General features: G+C 64.5%; 12 protein-coding genes. 6 read left to right on the top strand and 6 right to left on the bottom strand.

The annotated features are described in order from the left end of the window. Positions 1–32: 32 nt before the first annotated feature. A complete protein-coding gene (locus ACTIGF_RS02850) occupies positions 33–656 on the top strand; it encodes a glutathione S-transferase family protein (RefSeq protein ID WP_439635435.1) in 624 nt (207 codons plus the stop codon). Here ACTIGF_RS02850 and ACTIGF_RS02845 read toward each other — a convergent pair. Together ACTIGF_RS02845 and ACTIGF_RS02840 are read right to left on the bottom strand one after the other, a co-directional pair. Next, a complete protein-coding gene (locus ACTIGF_RS02845) occupies positions 653–1,363 on the bottom strand; it encodes a hypothetical protein (protein ID WP_439635434.1) in 711 nt (236 codons plus the stop codon). The genes ACTIGF_RS02850 and ACTIGF_RS02845 overlap by 4 nt on opposite strands. 75 nt (positions 1,364–1,438) lie before the next feature. After that, positions 1,439–4,006 carry a ligase-associated DNA damage response DEXH box helicase gene (locus tag ACTIGF_RS02840; RefSeq protein WP_439635433.1) on the bottom strand — a complete coding sequence of 856 codons (2,568 nt, stop codon included), beginning with the start codon at positions 4,004–4,006 and terminating at the stop codon, positions 1,439–1,441. Positions 4,007–4,109: 103 nt separating this feature from the next. Between ACTIGF_RS02840 and ACTIGF_RS02835 the strand changes: the two genes are divergently transcribed. From ACTIGF_RS02835 to pdeM, 5 genes are all read left to right on the top strand, one after another. After that, positions 4,110–6,305: a prolyl oligopeptidase family serine peptidase gene (locus ACTIGF_RS02835; RefSeq protein WP_439635432.1), complete on the top strand. Its 2,196-nt coding sequence runs from the start codon at positions 4,110–4,112 to the stop codon at positions 6,303–6,305. A 112-nt stretch (positions 6,306–6,417) separates the two neighbouring features. Continuing rightward, the gene (locus tag ACTIGF_RS02830) at positions 6,418–7,383 is read left to right on the top strand and encodes a hypothetical protein (protein ID WP_439635431.1); all 966 of its coding nucleotides are present in this window, start codon (positions 6,418–6,420) and stop codon (positions 7,381–7,383) included. A gap of 118 nt (positions 7,384–7,501) precedes the next feature. Next, a complete protein-coding gene (locus ACTIGF_RS02825; protein ID WP_439635430.1) occupies positions 7,502–8,263 on the top strand; it encodes a carbonic anhydrase in 762 nt (253 codons plus the stop codon). 111 nt (positions 8,264–8,374) lie between these two features. Next, positions 8,375–9,394: a ligase-associated DNA damage response exonuclease gene (locus tag ACTIGF_RS02820; protein ID WP_439635429.1), complete on the top strand. Its 1,020-nt coding sequence runs from the start codon at positions 8,375–8,377 to the stop codon at positions 9,392–9,394. Between the two features lie 39 nt (positions 9,395–9,433). Further along, entirely contained in the window at positions 9,434–10,144 is a 711-nt protein-coding gene (gene pdeM, locus ACTIGF_RS02815; RefSeq protein ID WP_439635428.1) for a ligase-associated DNA damage response endonuclease PdeM, read from the top strand. Here the strand turns inward: pdeM and ACTIGF_RS02810 are convergent. From ACTIGF_RS02810 to ACTIGF_RS02795, 4 genes are read right to left on the bottom strand one after another with little or no spacing between them, the layout of a single operon-like run. Continuing rightward, the gene (locus ACTIGF_RS02810) at positions 10,141–10,635 is read right to left on the bottom strand and encodes a DUF3429 domain-containing protein (RefSeq protein ID WP_439635427.1); all 495 of its coding nucleotides are present in this window, start codon (positions 10,633–10,635) and stop codon (positions 10,141–10,143) included. The genes pdeM and ACTIGF_RS02810 overlap by 4 nt on opposite strands. A gap of 30 nt (positions 10,636–10,665) precedes the next feature. Further along, the gene (locus ACTIGF_RS02805) at positions 10,666–11,487 is read right to left on the bottom strand and encodes a TIGR02186 family protein (protein ID WP_439635426.1); all 822 of its coding nucleotides are present in this window, start codon (positions 11,485–11,487) and stop codon (positions 10,666–10,668) included. After that, complete coding sequence (locus ACTIGF_RS02800) at positions 11,487–12,413, bottom strand: sulfite exporter TauE/SafE family protein (protein ID WP_439635425.1); 927 nt, start codon at positions 12,411–12,413, stop codon at positions 11,487–11,489. The genes ACTIGF_RS02805 and ACTIGF_RS02800 overlap by 1 nt, the downstream gene beginning before the upstream one ends. A 10-nt stretch (positions 12,414–12,423) precedes the next feature. Continuing rightward, positions 12,424–15,576, bottom strand: a complete 3,153-nt coding sequence (locus tag ACTIGF_RS02795; protein WP_439635424.1) for a peptidoglycan-binding protein — start codon at positions 15,574–15,576, stop codon at positions 12,424–12,426. Positions 15,577–15,726: the final 150 nt, after the last annotated feature.

Genomic DNA, 15,726 nt, shown 5'->3' with positions numbered 1-15,726 from the left:
CCCGGCGTTTTCATTTCAGTCCGGAGGCTCTGATGCCTGTTACGCTGCACCATCTCGAACTGTCCCGCTCCGAACGGATCATCTGGCTGCTGGAAGAGCTGAACGCGCCTTATGAGATCAAGCGCTACAAGCGCGACCCGCAAGTGCGCCTCGCCCCGCCCGAGCTGGCTGAGAAGCATCCGCTGGGCAAGGCGCCGCTGCTGGAGCTGGAAGACGGATCAGTGCTCGCGGAAACCGGCGCCATCGCGCAATACCTGCTGGACCGGTTTGACCCCGACCATGCGCTGCACCCTGCGCCGGACGCGCCGGGGCGCTTGAAATTCCTTGAATGGATGCACGCCTCTGAAGGCGCGGTCTTCCTGCCCTTCCTGATGAGCACCTATTGCGAGGCGACGGGGCTCAAGGACTCGCTGCTGGATCAGTTCATGGAGGGCGAGCGCGCCAAGGCCTTCGCCCATATCGAACGTCATCTCAGCCAGAATGATTATTTCGCAGGCGAACAATTCAGCGCCGCAGATTGCCTGATGGGCTTCCAGCTCGACGCGATCTCAAAACGGGGCGGCGTCAAGGACGGCTCGGCCCTCAAAGCCTGGCTTGATCGGGTGCAGCAACGCGAGGCCTACAAGGCGATGCGTCAGGTGACGGCGGAGGATTAGTCTGCGTCTGTCTCCGCCCAGGGCGCGGGAACGGGTGGTGTCGACCAGCACGGTTCCAGAGCCGCTATAAACGCATTGAAGCGGTTCGCGGGATTCCCCTCTGCTAGCCAACCGGTGAACTGCGCCTTTTGCAAATAGGTGTTGAGCGAAACCTCGATCGTGTCCGCATGGAGGACAAGTGTCAGTTCATCACTGGAATTTACAAAGGGGTGGTCGGTCGGAACCCAGGACACGTTGCGGAGGGCGTCGAATGCTTCTTGCGCAACAGGGCAAGTCGATAGACGCGCTTCACGCCAGATCAATCCGGCGTCGCGGGCGACCGCGTTCACATCTGCGTCCGCTTGCAGGCCTTCCTGCACGCGCCGAGAGAGTGAGGATCCGTTGTGTCTCGGGCGCGTACTATTTTCGACCTGAGGCGCCGCAGCTTGACGGATCACCCAGTCGCGTTGATCTGGCGCACAAGCATTAGGGTGCTCCATCCCATCTGGTGCCGGGCATATGAAACGACCAGCCACGGCCCAGACCGGCCAGTGATAATCATCGCCAAGATAGCGCGCCGTCAGGTCCGGTTCGCCAGGCTGCTCGGGAAAGAAAGTTCCAGTGTTAAATGGACCTTCCCATATCGCAGCGTTGGAGTCTGACAACGATAATAGTGGACCTGTCTCCTGAAGCCCCAACGTGATTGCAAGCATGGCTGAAATTAGCATGAGGGTCCCCTTCCTGTCCCTGCTGAAGGGTGCCTCTGAGGGGAAATGTCAGCAAGTTAATTGTATGACGTGTGATCATAGCGTCATCGCCTCAGCGATCAGGTCCTCGCTGGCGTCTTCTAAAATGGCGTCCATCGCCTCGCCGTGACGGATGGGCTCACGGCCCACTTCCAGCATGACGGGGACCGCCAGCGGGCTGATCTGATCCAGATGCACCGCCTCCACATGGCCCGCCACGCGCACCAGTGCGTCTGACAGGCGGCGCACGTCCAGCAGGCCCGCGGCCGCGTCCGCCCAGGCGGCCTGCATCAAGATGTGATCGGGCTCGTGATCGCGCAGCACATTATAGATGAGGTCAGCGGAGAAGGTGACCTGCCGGCCCGTCTTCTCCTGCCCCGGAAAGCGCCGCTCGATCAGGCCGGCGATCAGCGCGCAGTTTCGGAAGGTGCGCTTCATCAGATCGCTTTCGGCCAGCCAGGCGTCGAGATCGTCGCTCATCATGTCTTCGGAAAACAGCGCGCTCATATCCACGTCGCTGAGGTCTTTGCGCCCCCAGACCGCCAGCGCATATTCATTGGCTACAAAGCCCAAGGGCTGCTTGCCCAGCCGTTCGAGCCGCCGCGTCACCAGCATGCCCAGCGTCTGGTGGGCGAGGCGGCCTTCAAAGGGATAGCAAACCAGCCAGGATTTGCCCGCTCGCGGGAAGGTCTCCACCAGGAGGCTGTCCGGCGCAGGCAGCTTGGATTTGCGCTTTTGGATTTCCAGCCAGTCGCGCACCTGTTCGGGCAAAAGACTCCAGCGGTCGGGGTTATGCACCAGCTCGCGCACACGGGCGGCGAGATAGGTGGAATAGGGGAATTTGCCGCCCTCAAAGCTGGGGATTTTCGGGTCTTCCGCACTCGACCGGCTGACGAGGCAATCGCCGCCGCTCACTCCTTCAAAGCTCAAAATCTGCCCTGCAAACATGAAGGTGTCGCCGGGGCTTAATTGATCGGTGAACCATTCCTCGACCTGGCCCAGCATCTTGCCGCCCATCAGGCTGGCGCCCTGGGCGCCGCCTGCGCGCGCGACTTCGCCCGGCCGTACCAATCCCTGGTGACCGCGCCCGTGTCGGGGTTTCGAGGCGCCGGTCCTGCGCGCCAGTCGGACATTCAGCATGGGCGCTTCAATGATGGTGCCTACATTCATCCGGTGGCGCTGGGCCACATCGCGATTGCGAGCGCGCCAGAGCCCGTCGCGGGTCTTCACCAGGCGCTTGAACCGGTCATAGCTGCCCAGCGCATAGCCGCCATCGGCGATGAAAGTCAGCACCCGGTCAAAGGTCGCCCGGTCCAGCTCGGCATAGGGGGCCGCGGCGGTGATTTCGCAATAGAGCGTGTCGGCGTCAAACGGATCGCCGCAGGCGCGGCCCATCACATGCTGGGCCAGAACGTCGAGCGCTCCCGCTTTCAAGGGATCACCGTCGAGCGCGCCGGCCAGCACCGCTTCGCGGGCGCAGGCGCATTCCAGATGCTCGAACCGGTTTGTGGGAACCAGCACGGCGCGGCTTGCCGCATCCAGCCGGTGATTGGCGCGGCCCAGACGCTGCAGCAGGCGTGAGGTGCCCTTGGGCGCGCCCATCTGGATCACCAGATCCACATCCCCCCAGTCGATCCCCAGATCGAGGGTGGAGGTGCAGACCACCGCTTTCAGAACGCCCGCGCCCATGGCCGCCTCGACCTTGCGGCGCTGCTCGACGGACAGCGAGCCGTGATGCAGCGCGATGGGCAGATTGTCGTCATTGATGGACCACAGCTCCTGAAACACCAGCTCGGCCTGCGACCGGGTGTTCACGAAGATCAGCGCCGTGCCCGCGCCTTTGATCTGCTCATAGACATCGCGCATGGCGTGGCGGCCCGAATGTCCCGACCAGGGGATGCGCTCATCAGGCGTCATCACCTCGACCTCCGGCGCGGCGCCGGCGCTGCCGCGGACGATGCGGGCGAAGCGGGCATCCTCGCCTGGGCGCTGCGCCGTCAGCCAGCGCGCATGGCCCATCTCATCCTTCACCGTGGCGGACAGGCCCACCCGGCGCATCTTGGGCGCATAATGCTGGAGCGCGGCGAGGCCCAGCGCCAGAAGGTCGCCGCGCTTGGCCGGGGCGAGGGCGTGCACCTCGTCGATGATCACGCATTGCAGGTCTTCAAAGAAGGCGCTGGCGTTCTCCTGCGCGTAGAACAGCGCGATCTGTTCGGGCGTGGTCAGCAGGATATCGGGCGGCCGGGCGCGCTGGCGTGTGCGCTTGCTGGCGGGCGTGTCGCCGGTGCGGGTCTCGACCCGCAAGTTAAGCCCCATCTCCTCGATCGGCGTCATCAGATTGCGCGCCACGTCCTGGCTCAGCGCTTTCAGCGGGCTGACATAGAGCGTGTGCAGGCGGTGGGGGCGATCCTTGCCGCCAGCGTCTGCAATGTCAGCCAGATCCATCAGGCTGGGCAGGAAACCGCCCAGCGTCTTGCCGCCGCCCGTGGGCGCGATCAGCAGCGCGTCTTCGCCCGCTTGCGCGGCGGCGACCATCTCGCGCTGGTGCGCGCGCGGCGTCCAGCCCCGGCGTTCAAACCAGGCTTCAAAGCGTTCGGGCAGGGCGGGCAGGCGGGCGTGCTTCATCCGCGAAAGAGATAGCATGCGCGCAGGGCGGGCACAGTCTTTCCTCTGCGCGCGTCACGCCCTAGTCTCCTGCGCAACACAATAACCCTCGAGGAGACGCCCGATGCGCACCGCCCTGTTCGCCTTCGCATCCATTCTGGCCCTGACCGCCTGCAGCCAGCCCGCAGCCGACACGGAAGCGCCCGCCGAAACGCAAACGGCGGCTTCTGGTATTATGGCGCCGGCCTATCCAGAGAGCCGGACGGTGGACCAGGTGGATGTCTACGCCTCCGCCGCCGAGGGCGAGGTCGCGGTGTCTGACCCCTATCGCTGGCTGGAACAGGATGTGCGCGTCTCTGAAGATGTCGCGGACTGGGTGACCGCGCAGACCGCAACCACGAACGCCTATCTCGATCAGTTGCCTGGCCGTGAGCGCATCGCCGCGCGCCTGGCCGAGCTTTGGAATTATGAGCGCTATGGGCTGCCGACCTCGCGCGAGACCGCAGACGGGCTGCGCTATTTCTTCTCGCGCAATGACGGTTTGCAGGACCAGTCGGTCTTCATGGTGCAGGACGGGCTGGACGGTGAGGCGCGCGCGCTGATTGATCCCAATGAGTGGGCGGCGGACGGCACGACGGCGCTGGCCGGCACCGTGCCGAGCCCGGACGGAACCAGGCTCGCTTATCTGATCGCCGATGGCGGGTCGGACTGGCGCTCCATCCGCGTGATGGATGTGGAGACCGGCGAACAGCTCGGCGATGAGATCGAATGGGTGAAGTTCTCGCCCTTGAGCTGGGCCAAGGACGGCTCGGGCTTTTACTATTCGCGCTATCCTGCGCCCGAAGAGGGCGAAGCGTTCACTGCGCTCAATCTCAATCAGGCGATCTATTTTCACGCACTGGGGACCGATCAGAGCGAAGACGTTCAGATCATGGCTGATCCCGCCGCGCCGGATGTGGGCTGGCGCGGGTCTGTCAGCGATGACGGCCGCTATCTGATCATCAATTCCTCCACCGGCACGGACGGCAATGGCGTCCATGTTCTCGACCTTGAAGCCGACGACGCGACGCCGGTCGAGATTTTCGCAGGCTTTGGCAACAACCATGGCTATGTCGGCAATCAGGGCGAGACCTTCTTCTTCCAGACCGATCTCGATGCGCCCAATGGGCGGATCGTTTCGGTCTCTCTGTCTGATCCCCAAACCCTGAACGATGTGGTTTCCGAAGGCGACGGCCCGATCACCGGGGCGGACCATGTGGGCGGTCATCTGATCGTTGAAACCATGCGCGATGTGGCCAGCGCGGTCAGCGTCTACACGCCCGTGGGTGAGTTCGTGCGCGAGGTGGAGTTGCCGGGCCTTGGCGTGGCGTCGGGCTTTGGCGGCGACCCTGAACGGTCCGAGACGTTTTATGCCTATGAGAGCCTGAACCAGCCTGCAGCCCTTTACCGGTATGATGTGGAGACGGGTGAGAGCGAGGTGTTTCGCGCGCCGGACCTGACCTTCAACCCCGATGATTATGTGGTCAGCCAGACCTTCTATGAGAGCACGGGCGGTGCGCGCATCCCGATGTTTGTCGCTCATCATCGGGACGTCGATCCCAATGGCGTGCGCCCGACCCTGATCTATGGCTATGGCGGCTTCGCCATCACCCGTCGCCCGGATTTTGACGTGCGGCGCTTGCAGTGGATGGAGATGGGCGGGGTGTACGCAATCGCCAATCTGCGCGGCGGTTCGGCCTATGGCCGCGACTGGCATGACGCCGGGCGTCTCGCAAACAAGCAGAACGTCTTTGACGACTTCATCAATGCCGGTCACGCCCTGATCGATATGGGCTGGACCAGCCCCGATCATCTCGCCATCCATGGCCGCTCCAATGGCGGGCTTCTGGTGGGCGCGGTGGCCAATCAGGCGCCGGACCTGTTCGCGGCGGCCCTGCCGGCGGTGGGCGTGATGGACATGCTGCGCTTTAATCAGTTCACCGCAGGCCGGTTCTGGGTGGATGATTATGGCAGCCCGCAAGATCCTGAGATGTTTGACGTGCTCTATGGCTATTCGCCCTATCACAACATCCCGCAGACGGGCGAGTATCCCGCGACCCTGATCACCACGGCCGATACCGATGATCGCGTGGTGCCGGGCCATTCCTTCAAATACGCGGCCGCTCTTCAGGCGGCTCAGACGGGCGACGCGCCGACCCTGATCCGGATTGAAACACGCGCCGGCCATGGCGCCGGGACGCCGGTGTCGAAACTGATCGAGGAAGCGGCGGACCGCTGGGCGTTCATCGCCTATCACACCGGGCTCGAGATCGAAGACTAGGAACGCTGTCCAAGATTGACCTGAAAACCCCGGAGCCTGGCTCCGGGGTTTTTTTGTCTTCTGTACCGACGCGAGCTAAGATGGAAACTCAGTCATTTAGAGTGAGGCCATCATGAGCGACGCAGAAAACCTGGACCGCCTGGAAGCCCTGTTTGAGGCTTTGCGGTCCCAGCGTCCGCGTCCTGAAAAGCTGGCCGCCTGGCTGTCCGCCTCCACCTTGCTCACCCGCGAGGAAACGCCTGAAGTGTTGTCGACGACCGTGGGCGAGACATACGCTCAACTGCGCGCGGAGCTGGGCTGGCGTTCGCCGACCGGCGTTTTGCGCTGGCTGTACGCCGCCATGCTGAACCAGAGCGATGTGCCGGTGGAGCGCTTCCTGGCCGCGCGCGCAGCCATGCGCGGCGGTGCGAGCGGCTTCAAGCGGATGAGTCTTCATGCTGGCGGCGCTCGGGCGGCGCTTATGCTTTGCATCGGCTCGAAAGAGGACACGCCGGTCGAGCGCTTTTTCGAGATGCGCGACGCTTTGGCGCCGCCGTGGTGGCGGGCAAGCGCCGCGGTGACAGATACGTATGCCGCGATCCATGCAGCGCGCGGCGATGATCCGGCCGAGGTTCAGGCCGCTCGTAAAGCGGCGGAAGCGGTCTTTGGGGCTCATCCGCGCGCCCGGGGTCAGCGTCGCGACGGCGCCAAGCTGTGCGCCCTGCTCGGCGCGGACCCGAGGGAGGCGATGACGCGCTTTGAAGCTTTTGACGCTGCCCGGCAGGCGCACAAACCCTTGCGTCGGTATGCGTTTCGCCAGCGGTTCGTACTGTGGGCGGTGCAGGGACTGACAGTGGAGGACGCGCTCGCCATCAATGAAGTGCGAGAGGCTCTGCCGCGTTCTGTCAGTTCGACCGGCGGGGCGCGCACAGCCCTGGCGCATCTGGTCCACACGGCAGGCCGAAACGGCGCCCAGGATGGCGCGCTCAGCGCGATGGACGCCGTCATTGCGGCTCAGACGGCCATGATGGTGTCTGTCATCGCCGCGACCAGCGTCGTCACAACCACCAGCGCCAGCTCGAACGGATCAAGTACTTAAGGTCGTATTGACTCTAACGTTCGCAACTCTGTGACGAGCCGTTAACCGGAGCGGGGGGACACTTCGACCTGCACTGATTTGCGTGCGCTCAAGTCTACGGGACGGGTTGGAGTGGATTATGCGTAAGAGTTTCTTGAAAGCTGTGATGGCGACAACGGCATGTGTCGCGCTGGCAGGCGCAGCGAACGGCCTTGATCATCATGGCCATGCCTCCTGGGGGTATGACGGTGACGGCGGGCCGGAGCATTGGGGCATGTTGTCTGCTGACAACGCCGTGTGCGACAGCGGCCACGAGCAATCGCCGATTGACCTGCACGCTGTCAGCGACGCCGCTGATTTGGTACCTGCGTTGCACTGGGAAGCGGGCGAAGGCTCGGTGACTGATAACGGCCATACGATCAAGGTGGGTCTTGAGGACGCCGGCTCTCTGCATCTGGGCGACCGTGAATACGACCTGGTTCAGTTCCACTTCCACGCCGGCAGCGAACATACGGTCGATGGTCAGCAATATCCGCTTGAAGTTCACTTTGTGCATGCCTCTGAAGACGGCCATCTGGCGGTTGTCGGCGTGTTTTTTGAAGAAGGCGCCGTCAACCCCGCGCTCGACGCGCTCTGGGCTGCGATCCCCCATGAAGGCGAGCATCATGAGGTCGACGATGTCGATCCGCGCGCTTTCCTGCCGTCTGATCACCATGCCTGGCGCTATGCAGGGTCGCTGACCACGCCGCCGTGTTCAGAAGGCGTGGCCTGGACGGTGATGCAGACCCCGATCAGCGCGTCTGCGGCTCAGATCGAGGCCTTCACCGCGCATTATTCCAACAATTACCGACCGGTTCAGGCGCTTCATGCGCGCTCCGTGTCTGCGGGCGATTTGCACTAGCACAGCCCGTATTCGAGCGGCGCCGCTTTCTCTCCCCCCTCGAGCGGCGCCGCTCATTTCTCTCTCAGGTCACCGGTTTCCCGGTCTGCAAAGACGCCCTATGTCATGGGCATGATCCGACCTGATCAGCTTTTACGTGAAACAGAGCGCGGCCTGTGGTGCGAACCTGGCGGCTTTTTTATTGATCCCATGCGTCCCGCCGAACGGGCGCTGGTCACGCACGGCCATGCCGATCACGCTCGCGCCGGTCATGAGCGCGTCCTGGCCACGCCTGAAACCCTCGCCATCATGGCGGCGCGTTACGGCGAGACGTTCACGCCCGACCCCGTCTCCATCGCCTATGGCGAGCGTTTGAAGATCGGCGAGGTGGAGGTCAGCTTTCATCCCGCGGGGCATGTGCTGGGCAGCGCGCAAATCCGTCTTGACTGGAAGGGTCTGGTGATCGGCGTATCCGGTGATTACAAGCGCCGCCGTGATCCCACCTGCGCCGGGTTCGAAGTCTTTCCCGCCCATGTCTATGTGACCGAGGCGACGTTCGCCCTGCCGGTGTTCCGCCATCCAGACGACGCCGGAGAGATCGCCAAGCTGCTGACGAGCGTCAGGCAGAATCCGGATCGGGCTCATCTGGTCGGCGCCTATGCGCTGGGCAAGGCGCAACGGGTGATCTGTCTTCTGAGAGAGGCGGGCTATGAGGCGCCGATTTATATTCATGGCGCGATGGAGCAGCTGTGCGCGCTTTATGAAGATCACGGCGTCGCGCTGGGGCCGCTGGAAAAGGCGACGCTGAAAGACGGCAGCGGCGCCAAGCAGGACTTCGCGGGGAAGATCGTCATCGCGCCGCCCTCTTCGTTTCAGACCGCTTGGGCGCGGCGGTTTCCTGATCCGGTGATCTGCTTTGCATCGGGCTGGATGCAGGTGCGGGCGCGGGCGCGGCAGCGCGGGGTGGAATTGCCGCTGATCCTGTCAGACCATGCCGATTGGGATGAGCTGACCCAGACTGTCCGCGATGTGAACCCCGACGAAGTCTGGATCACCCATGGCCGCGATGACGCGCTGGCGCGCTGGGCGGAGCTGGAAGGATACAAGGCGCGTCCGCTTTCGCTCGTGGGCTATGAGGACGAGGATGACTAGCCGCTTGCCTCACGCCCCTGCGCCCGCCTAAGTGAGGTCATGACCGACGCCCTTCGTCCGCCGCTGGCCGATCCTGTCTTGATGACGGTGAACGGCGCCCGCCTGATCGCGGATCCGTCCGGCGTGGCCTATTGGCCCGATGAAAGCGTGCTGCTGGTCAGTGATCTGCACTTTGAAAAGGGCAGCGCCTATGCGGCGCGCGGCCAGCTCCTGCCGCCCTATGACACCCGCGCCACGCTCACGCGGCTCGCCGCAGCCCTTGCGCTCTATCAACCGCGCTCGGTGGTGGCGCTGGGCGACAGTTTCCACGATCTGGGCGCAGACGGACGCATGGCGCCTGCTGACGCGGACGCCCTGTCAACGCTCGTTGCATCGGTGGAGGACTGGCTGTGGATCGAGGGCAATCATGACCCGAAACCGCCCGCGCGCTTTGGCGGTCGGGCCGGGTTCGAGCTGGCGCTGGGGCCGTTGCATCTTCGCCATGAACCCCAGCCGGGCGCGCGGCCAGGCGAGGTGGCGGGGCATTTGCATCCGTGCGCCAAGATCAGCGGTCAGGGGCGCCGGGTGCGGCGGCGCTGTTTCGCCACCGACGGCGCACGGCTGATCCTGCCTGCGTTCGGGGCGTATACGGGCGGGCTCAATGTCTGTGACGCCGCCTACGCGCCGCTTTTCAAGACGCGGCCTTACGCCTACATGCTGGGCCGTGAGCGGGTCTACGCCGTCAACGGCGCAAAGCTGTTGGGGGATTAGAGGCTGAAGGTGGGCGAGCTGCGCACGAACGCGGTCAGCCCCAGGCACAATACCGCCACCGCAGTCAGCAGAAAGCGCAGCGGCAAGTACCAGCGCGGGAAGGTCGCGCCGCGAATGGCGCTGCGGTCCCACAGGAACTGGATCACAAAGCCTGCGATCAGCACGCCCCAGCCCGTCAGTTCCAGATCAAGCGGCAGTCCGGGGCGGTTCCACACCTGCATGACCACGGCGAGCCAGCCGGCAAGGCTGAGCGTGATGGACAAGAGCAGAACGCCCGAGCGGGGCGTATCTGAGCGGATCACCAGCTCGCTCGACCAGCGGCCGCCCGCCAGGAATGACAAGATCACGGCGGCGTAGACGGGTAGGGCGGTGGCGGCCTGGAGCGCGGCCTGACCGCCGACCATGACGCCAAGCGCGCCGGCGATGAAGGGCAGCAATCCGCCGAATCCCAAAATCAGAACCAGGGCGGGAGCTTCGCTAAGGCGTTGCATCGAGAGGCCTCGTATCACAATTGAGCCGGTTTAACGGCGCTGGGTGACCGCCGCTGCAGTCCATCCAGCCAGCATGGCCAACAGGACCGAGATCAAGGCGTACACGACCGGACGGTTCTGGGCCAGATCATAGATGGTGCGTTCCGCGCCCGCCTTGACCACCGTCAGTTCTGTGCGCCGGGTCGCTATGGGTTGTCCATCCCTGAACAGGTACACATCCGCGTTATACTGACCCGTGGGCGTGGTCGGCGGCAAGACGACCCGCGCCCGAAACAATCCGCCTTCCAGAAGCTCGACGCCGCCAGGCGCTTCGGCATAGAGCCCCCGCCGCGCCTTGTTGCGCACCAGGGCGGCGCGATACTCGACGATTTCCCCGCCAAGATCGGTCACCAGCACGTCGCGCACCCCGAACAGGGTTTCGCGGCGAATGCTTTCGGGCGCGAACAATCGCACATGGTCCATGCCGATCTGATTGCGGCGCAAGGCGGAAAAGCTCGCGAACTCAGCCAAGGGGCGCGTTGAGGCGACGGCGTAATACCCCGCCACATCTTCAAAGCGCACCGGGGCGGCGTTGATCCAGATGCCCAGAACCCGGCGTTTGCGCATGACGCGCAGATCGCCTTCCGGGCCGCGCACCGCCACCACAATGTCATCGCCGTCTTCAAGGCCGACGGCGGCGCCATACAGCGTCAACTCGGCGCCGGCGAAGGTCGAGCGGATTTCGACCACATCCTCAGTCAGCGCCGCCGCGATCTGGGCGGGCGGCTGCACCCCTTCGGGCGGCGCGGCGTGCGCGGCGGCGCTTGCGAGCACCATCGCCAGCAGACCTGTGATCAGCGCTCGGGCGGTCATCACATCCCCCCGCGCGCTTGCATCAGCACGAACATGTCCACCGGCGTGCTGGTCAGATCCCACAAGAGTTTCAGGCAGACGCTGACCACCATCAGCGCCAGCAAGGCGCGCAATTCCTCCGCCGGGATCTTGCTGGTGAACCGCGCGCCGATCTGCGCGCCGATCACCCCGCCCACGATCAGGATGCCCGCCAGCACCATGTCCACGGTCTGGTTTTGCACCGCCTGAAGAAAACTGGTCAGCGAGGCGACGAACAGGATCTGAAACAGCGAGGTGCCGATCACCACATTGGTGGGCATGCGCAACAGATAGATCATGGCGGGGACCATGACGAAGCCGCCGCCCACCCCCATCAGCGCCGCCAGCACGCCCACCAGAAAGCCGATGGCGATCGGCGGGATCACGCTCATGTAAAGCCCGGATACGGCGAAGCGGGTCTTGAAGGGCAGGGCGTCGATCAGGCCGCGCTTGCGGCGTTTGGGGCGGACGGGGCCGCCCGCGCTACGGCGCCTGCGAATGGCGTTGACGCTCTCAAACAGCATCAAGCTGCCGATGACGCCCAGAAAACCGACATAGCAAAGCGAGATGACCAGATCGATCTGGCCAAGCCTTTGCAGCAACCCAAATAGCTGAACGCCGGAGACGGAGCCGACAATGCCGCCCGCCAGCAGCACCAGCCCCATCTTGACGTCCAGCGTCTTGCGCCGGAAATGGGCGAGTGCGCCCGAGACCGAGCTCGCTACGATCTGATTGGCCTGGGTGGACACGGCCACGGCCGGCGGAATGCCCAGAAAGATCAGGATCGGCGTCATCAGAAACCCGCCGCCGACGCCGAACAGGCCCGACAGGAACCCCACGCCCAGACCCAGGCCGAGCAACAGCCAGAGGTTCAGGGAAATCTCGGCGATGGGCAGGTAGATCTGCACCGCCCCGCGCCTAGCCGGCGGCGGCTTGTTCAAGCCGTGAGATCAGCGTGCTGTCCACTTGATCTGACACCGTCAGGCCCTGGGCGCGACGGAAGCTGCGAATGGCGTCACGCGTCCGCGCACCCATCATGCCGTCCGCAGGGCCGGGCTGATAGCCGAGCTGAGACAACAAGGCCTGAGCGCGAGCGATCTGGGCGGGGCTGGCGAGCGCGCCGCTTTCCCAGGACTGGGGCGGATACTCGCCTTGCGCCTCGGGACTGCTGGCGCGCGGCGTGAAATTGCGCGCGACCGATTCTGCAGCGGCGCGTTGCTCGGGCGTCAGCATGGGGCGCAGTTCAGCAGCGGAATTGCGCGCTTCGGCATCGCCCGCGTTCGCCGCGATAGTGAACCAGGCATAGGCGTCTGCCGGGCTTTCAGGAACGCCGAAGCCTTCCTTGAACAACAGCGCGATATTGACCTGGCTGTCCACCAGACCGTGCAAGGCGCCTTGCTCGAACCAGCGCGCCGCGATCGCCTGAAAATCAGGGGTGGATTCCGCGTTGATGAACATGCCGCCGGCATCGTGCATGGCCTGCACATTGCCGTTCTCGGCGGCTCGCGCCATCCACTCTCGCGCCGAAGCGGGGTTGGCGGGCACGCCCTCGCCATTGGCCAGCATCAGGGCGAAACGGCGCTGGGCTGCGGGCACATCCTGTTCGGCGGCGCGGCGCATCAGGGCGGCGGCGTCGCTGAACCGGCCTTCGTCAAGTTGTTGCAGCGCCAGTTGGTAGCGCGCCACGGCGTCGCCATTGGCGGCGGCGCTTTCAAGGCTGGGCGCCGGATCGACGGAGGGACGCGGTGCAGGCGCCGGGGGCGCTGTCTGGGCCGCGGGGGGCGGCGGTGTCGCAGCCTGCGTTTCAGGCGCCGTCGTCTCAGGTTGTGACGGCGAAGGCGGCGCAGCCACGGGCTCAGACGCCACGCCCTCAGCGTCAGCGACGCGCAGATCAGGTGTCGTCGACGCAGACAAATCCGCCGGTTCCGAGAACAGGCTGGACAGGGTTGCGCTGGGGTCCGCATTCAAAGCAGAATCTTCGGGGCCGTTGATGGCCTCCATCACCAGCATGCCCGCCGCCGCCGCGACCGCCAGAAAGCCCAGCGCGCTGGCGCCCAGCAGCAAGGTGCGGTTAGAGCTGCGCTGCTCAGCTTCCACAGGCGGTGTCCAGCCCGCTTCGCCGCCGCGATTCGCGCGGACCTGTTTTCTGGCCTTGGCGAGGAAATCCGCATCCGCCGTCGCGCCCATGGCGGCCGGTTTGCGCGGCGCAGGCTCTGGCTGAGGCTCAGGCGCGCGATGCTGGGGCGCCGGCTGCGGCTTGGCGGACGGAGCGATAATGGGGTCCGGTTCAGCACGGGTGAAGGATGACGCGCGCGCCGGCTCCGCCTTGATGTCGAAATCGTCATGGGCGGGCAGCGTGAAATCGTCATCCGCTTCGGTATTGCTGACCCAGCTGTCGGGGGCTTCAGGCAGGGGTTTGCTGAAATCGTCTATGGCATCTGCGGCTTCGCGCACGATGGCTTTTGACGGGTCCTTGTCTTTGGACTTGCCCTTGCGGCCTTCGATGGCTTCCAGCCGTTCGGCCAGCGCATTCATCGCCTTCTGGACCGGCGACAGCGCCTCGCTTGTATCGTGTCGCGCCTGGTCGAGCCGCTCGTGCAGCCCCGTCATGGCCTTGTCGATACGTTCCGCCGTGCGCTCTTCAGAGGCGCGGATACGCGTTTCAAGATCCTGCTCGCCATTGGACGAGCGCGCGTGTTCTAGACGTTCTACAACCTGGGCCATGCGTTCGCCCGCTGCTTCGACCGCCTCGGCCGAGCGGTGCTCGGCTTGCTGGACGCGGTCCGCCAAGTTTTCCCCAAGCCTCGCCACCTGTTCTCCAATCCGCCGCACGGCGACCGTGTTGTCTTGGCGAACCTTTTCAAGACGCGCTTCGAGATCGGAACGGTCTTGTTTGGATTGGCGTTTGGCTTCGTCTTCGTCCAGACGGCGCTGAAGGCGCTGCTCGGTCCGATCCAGTCGCTGCTCCACGGCGCGCGCCATGCGCGCCACTTCGCCGCCAATGCGTTGCAAGGCGTCAGACTGGCGCTGTTCGGCGGCGCGAAGCCGGGTCTCAGCCTCCGCCAGCGCGCGCTCAAGCCGCGGGCTATCCGCGCTCTTTGAGACTTCTGCAATCTGGCGCGCGCATTCGCTGCGCGTTTCGCGGATCACATCAGCGACTTCGCGCGCCAGCGCATCGATGCGGCGCTGGACGTCTTCATCCTTGAGGGCCTGAGACTGGACGGTCTCAAGCTGGCGCAAACGATTATCGAGCTTTTCCTGCGATCCCGCCAGCGCTTCGGCGGCCCGCTGGGTGGCGCCTTCTGCGGAGATGATGCGGCTTTGCAGCGAGCGCGATGTGTCTTGCAGGTCGCTGAGCAGGGATTGAGTGCGCTGGTCACGCGTTTCCACCAGCTCGCGCAGGTCACGCGTTTCGCTGCTGAGCGTCTTTTCAGACTCTTCCAGACGCTGGCCGAGTTTTTCCAGCCCGCGTTCGGCGCTGTCGCGGCGACGCTCTTCCTTGTGGGCGAGATTGTCGAGCTCGGAGCGGACATCACGTTCGGTCTCGTAAAGCCGGCCCGCCAGCTTGCCCACCGTGGTTTCGACCGATTTCAGCGCAGCCGGATCAGCGCCAGCACCCGGCCCGGCGCGCTCCAAGCGGCGCACGCGCTCCAGAATTTCGTCCTGATGGGCGCGGGTGCGCTTGATGGCGTCCTGCGCGGTCTCGCCGTCTTCATCGACACTGTCCTCGATCAGATCGAGACGGCGTGAAATCGAGGTGACGGATTGATCAATATGAGAGAGCGCCTGGGTGGAGCGCCGTTCGGACGCCTCCATGCGGTCTGACAGGCGCTGCACAAGTTCGGTCAGCTGGTCGTCATGACCAGGGCCGCCATCATCGCCGCCGCCAAAACCGGGAAACCGGGAGAGCTGATCATCCCAGTCCTTGGCGTTTTCAGAAACGCCGTCATCGAGAATGACGCGGTTCAGCCATTCGCCCAGAGTCATGCCTTCACGCCTCGCCGCTGATTTGGCGAGGGCGCGGGCGCGGGGATCAATCCCCTTCACACTCCAAGGCGCCACAGGCGGCATGCCGACTCATCTCCACATTTCCATGGTCGACCCTATAGACGCGGTTAATATTGTGTAAACCAGTTCGGCAGGCGCCATATCTGGTATTCCACATGGAATCACCGCCCACGAGGCGAACGCATGGACTCAATTCTTAATCAAGAGCAGGTG

Source organism: Oceanicaulis sp. (assembly GCF_051859625.1).
GTDB lineage: Bacteria > Pseudomonadota > Alphaproteobacteria > Caulobacterales > Maricaulaceae > Oceanicaulis.
Note: the sequence above shows the minus strand (reverse complement) of the source record. Positions and strands in the feature narration are given on the sequence as shown.

Coding starts and splice junctions, on each gene's coding strand:
- ACTIGF_RS02840 (WP_439635433.1), bottom strand. CDS start 4,006: ATGAAGCACGCCCGCCTGCCCGCCCTGCCCGAACGCTTTGAAGCCTGG.
- ACTIGF_RS02825 (WP_439635430.1), top strand. CDS start 7,502: ATGCGTAAGAGTTTCTTGAAAGCTGTGATGGCGACAACGGCATGTGTC.
- ACTIGF_RS02810 (WP_439635427.1), bottom strand. CDS start 10,635: ATGCAACGCCTTAGCGAAGCTCCCGCCCTGGTTCTGATTTTGGGATTC.
- ACTIGF_RS02820 (WP_439635429.1), top strand. CDS start 8,375: ATGATCCGACCTGATCAGCTTTTACGTGAAACAGAGCGCGGCCTGTGG.
- ACTIGF_RS02805 (WP_439635426.1), bottom strand. CDS start 11,487: ATGACCGCCCGAGCGCTGATCACAGGTCTGCTGGCGATGGTGCTCGCA.
- ACTIGF_RS02795 (WP_439635424.1), bottom strand. CDS start 15,576: ATGCCGCCTGTGGCGCCTTGGAGTGTGAAGGGGATTGATCCCCGCGCC.
- ACTIGF_RS02850 (WP_439635435.1), top strand. CDS start 33: ATGCCTGTTACGCTGCACCATCTCGAACTGTCCCGCTCCGAACGGATC.
- ACTIGF_RS02835 (WP_439635432.1), top strand. CDS start 4,110: ATGCGCACCGCCCTGTTCGCCTTCGCATCCATTCTGGCCCTGACCGCC.
- ACTIGF_RS02830 (WP_439635431.1), top strand. CDS start 6,418: ATGAGCGACGCAGAAAACCTGGACCGCCTGGAAGCCCTGTTTGAGGCT.
- pdeM (WP_439635428.1), top strand. CDS start 9,434: ATGACCGACGCCCTTCGTCCGCCGCTGGCCGATCCTGTCTTGATGACG.
- ACTIGF_RS02845 (WP_439635434.1), bottom strand. CDS start 1,363: ATGCTAATTTCAGCCATGCTTGCAATCACGTTGGGGCTTCAGGAGACA.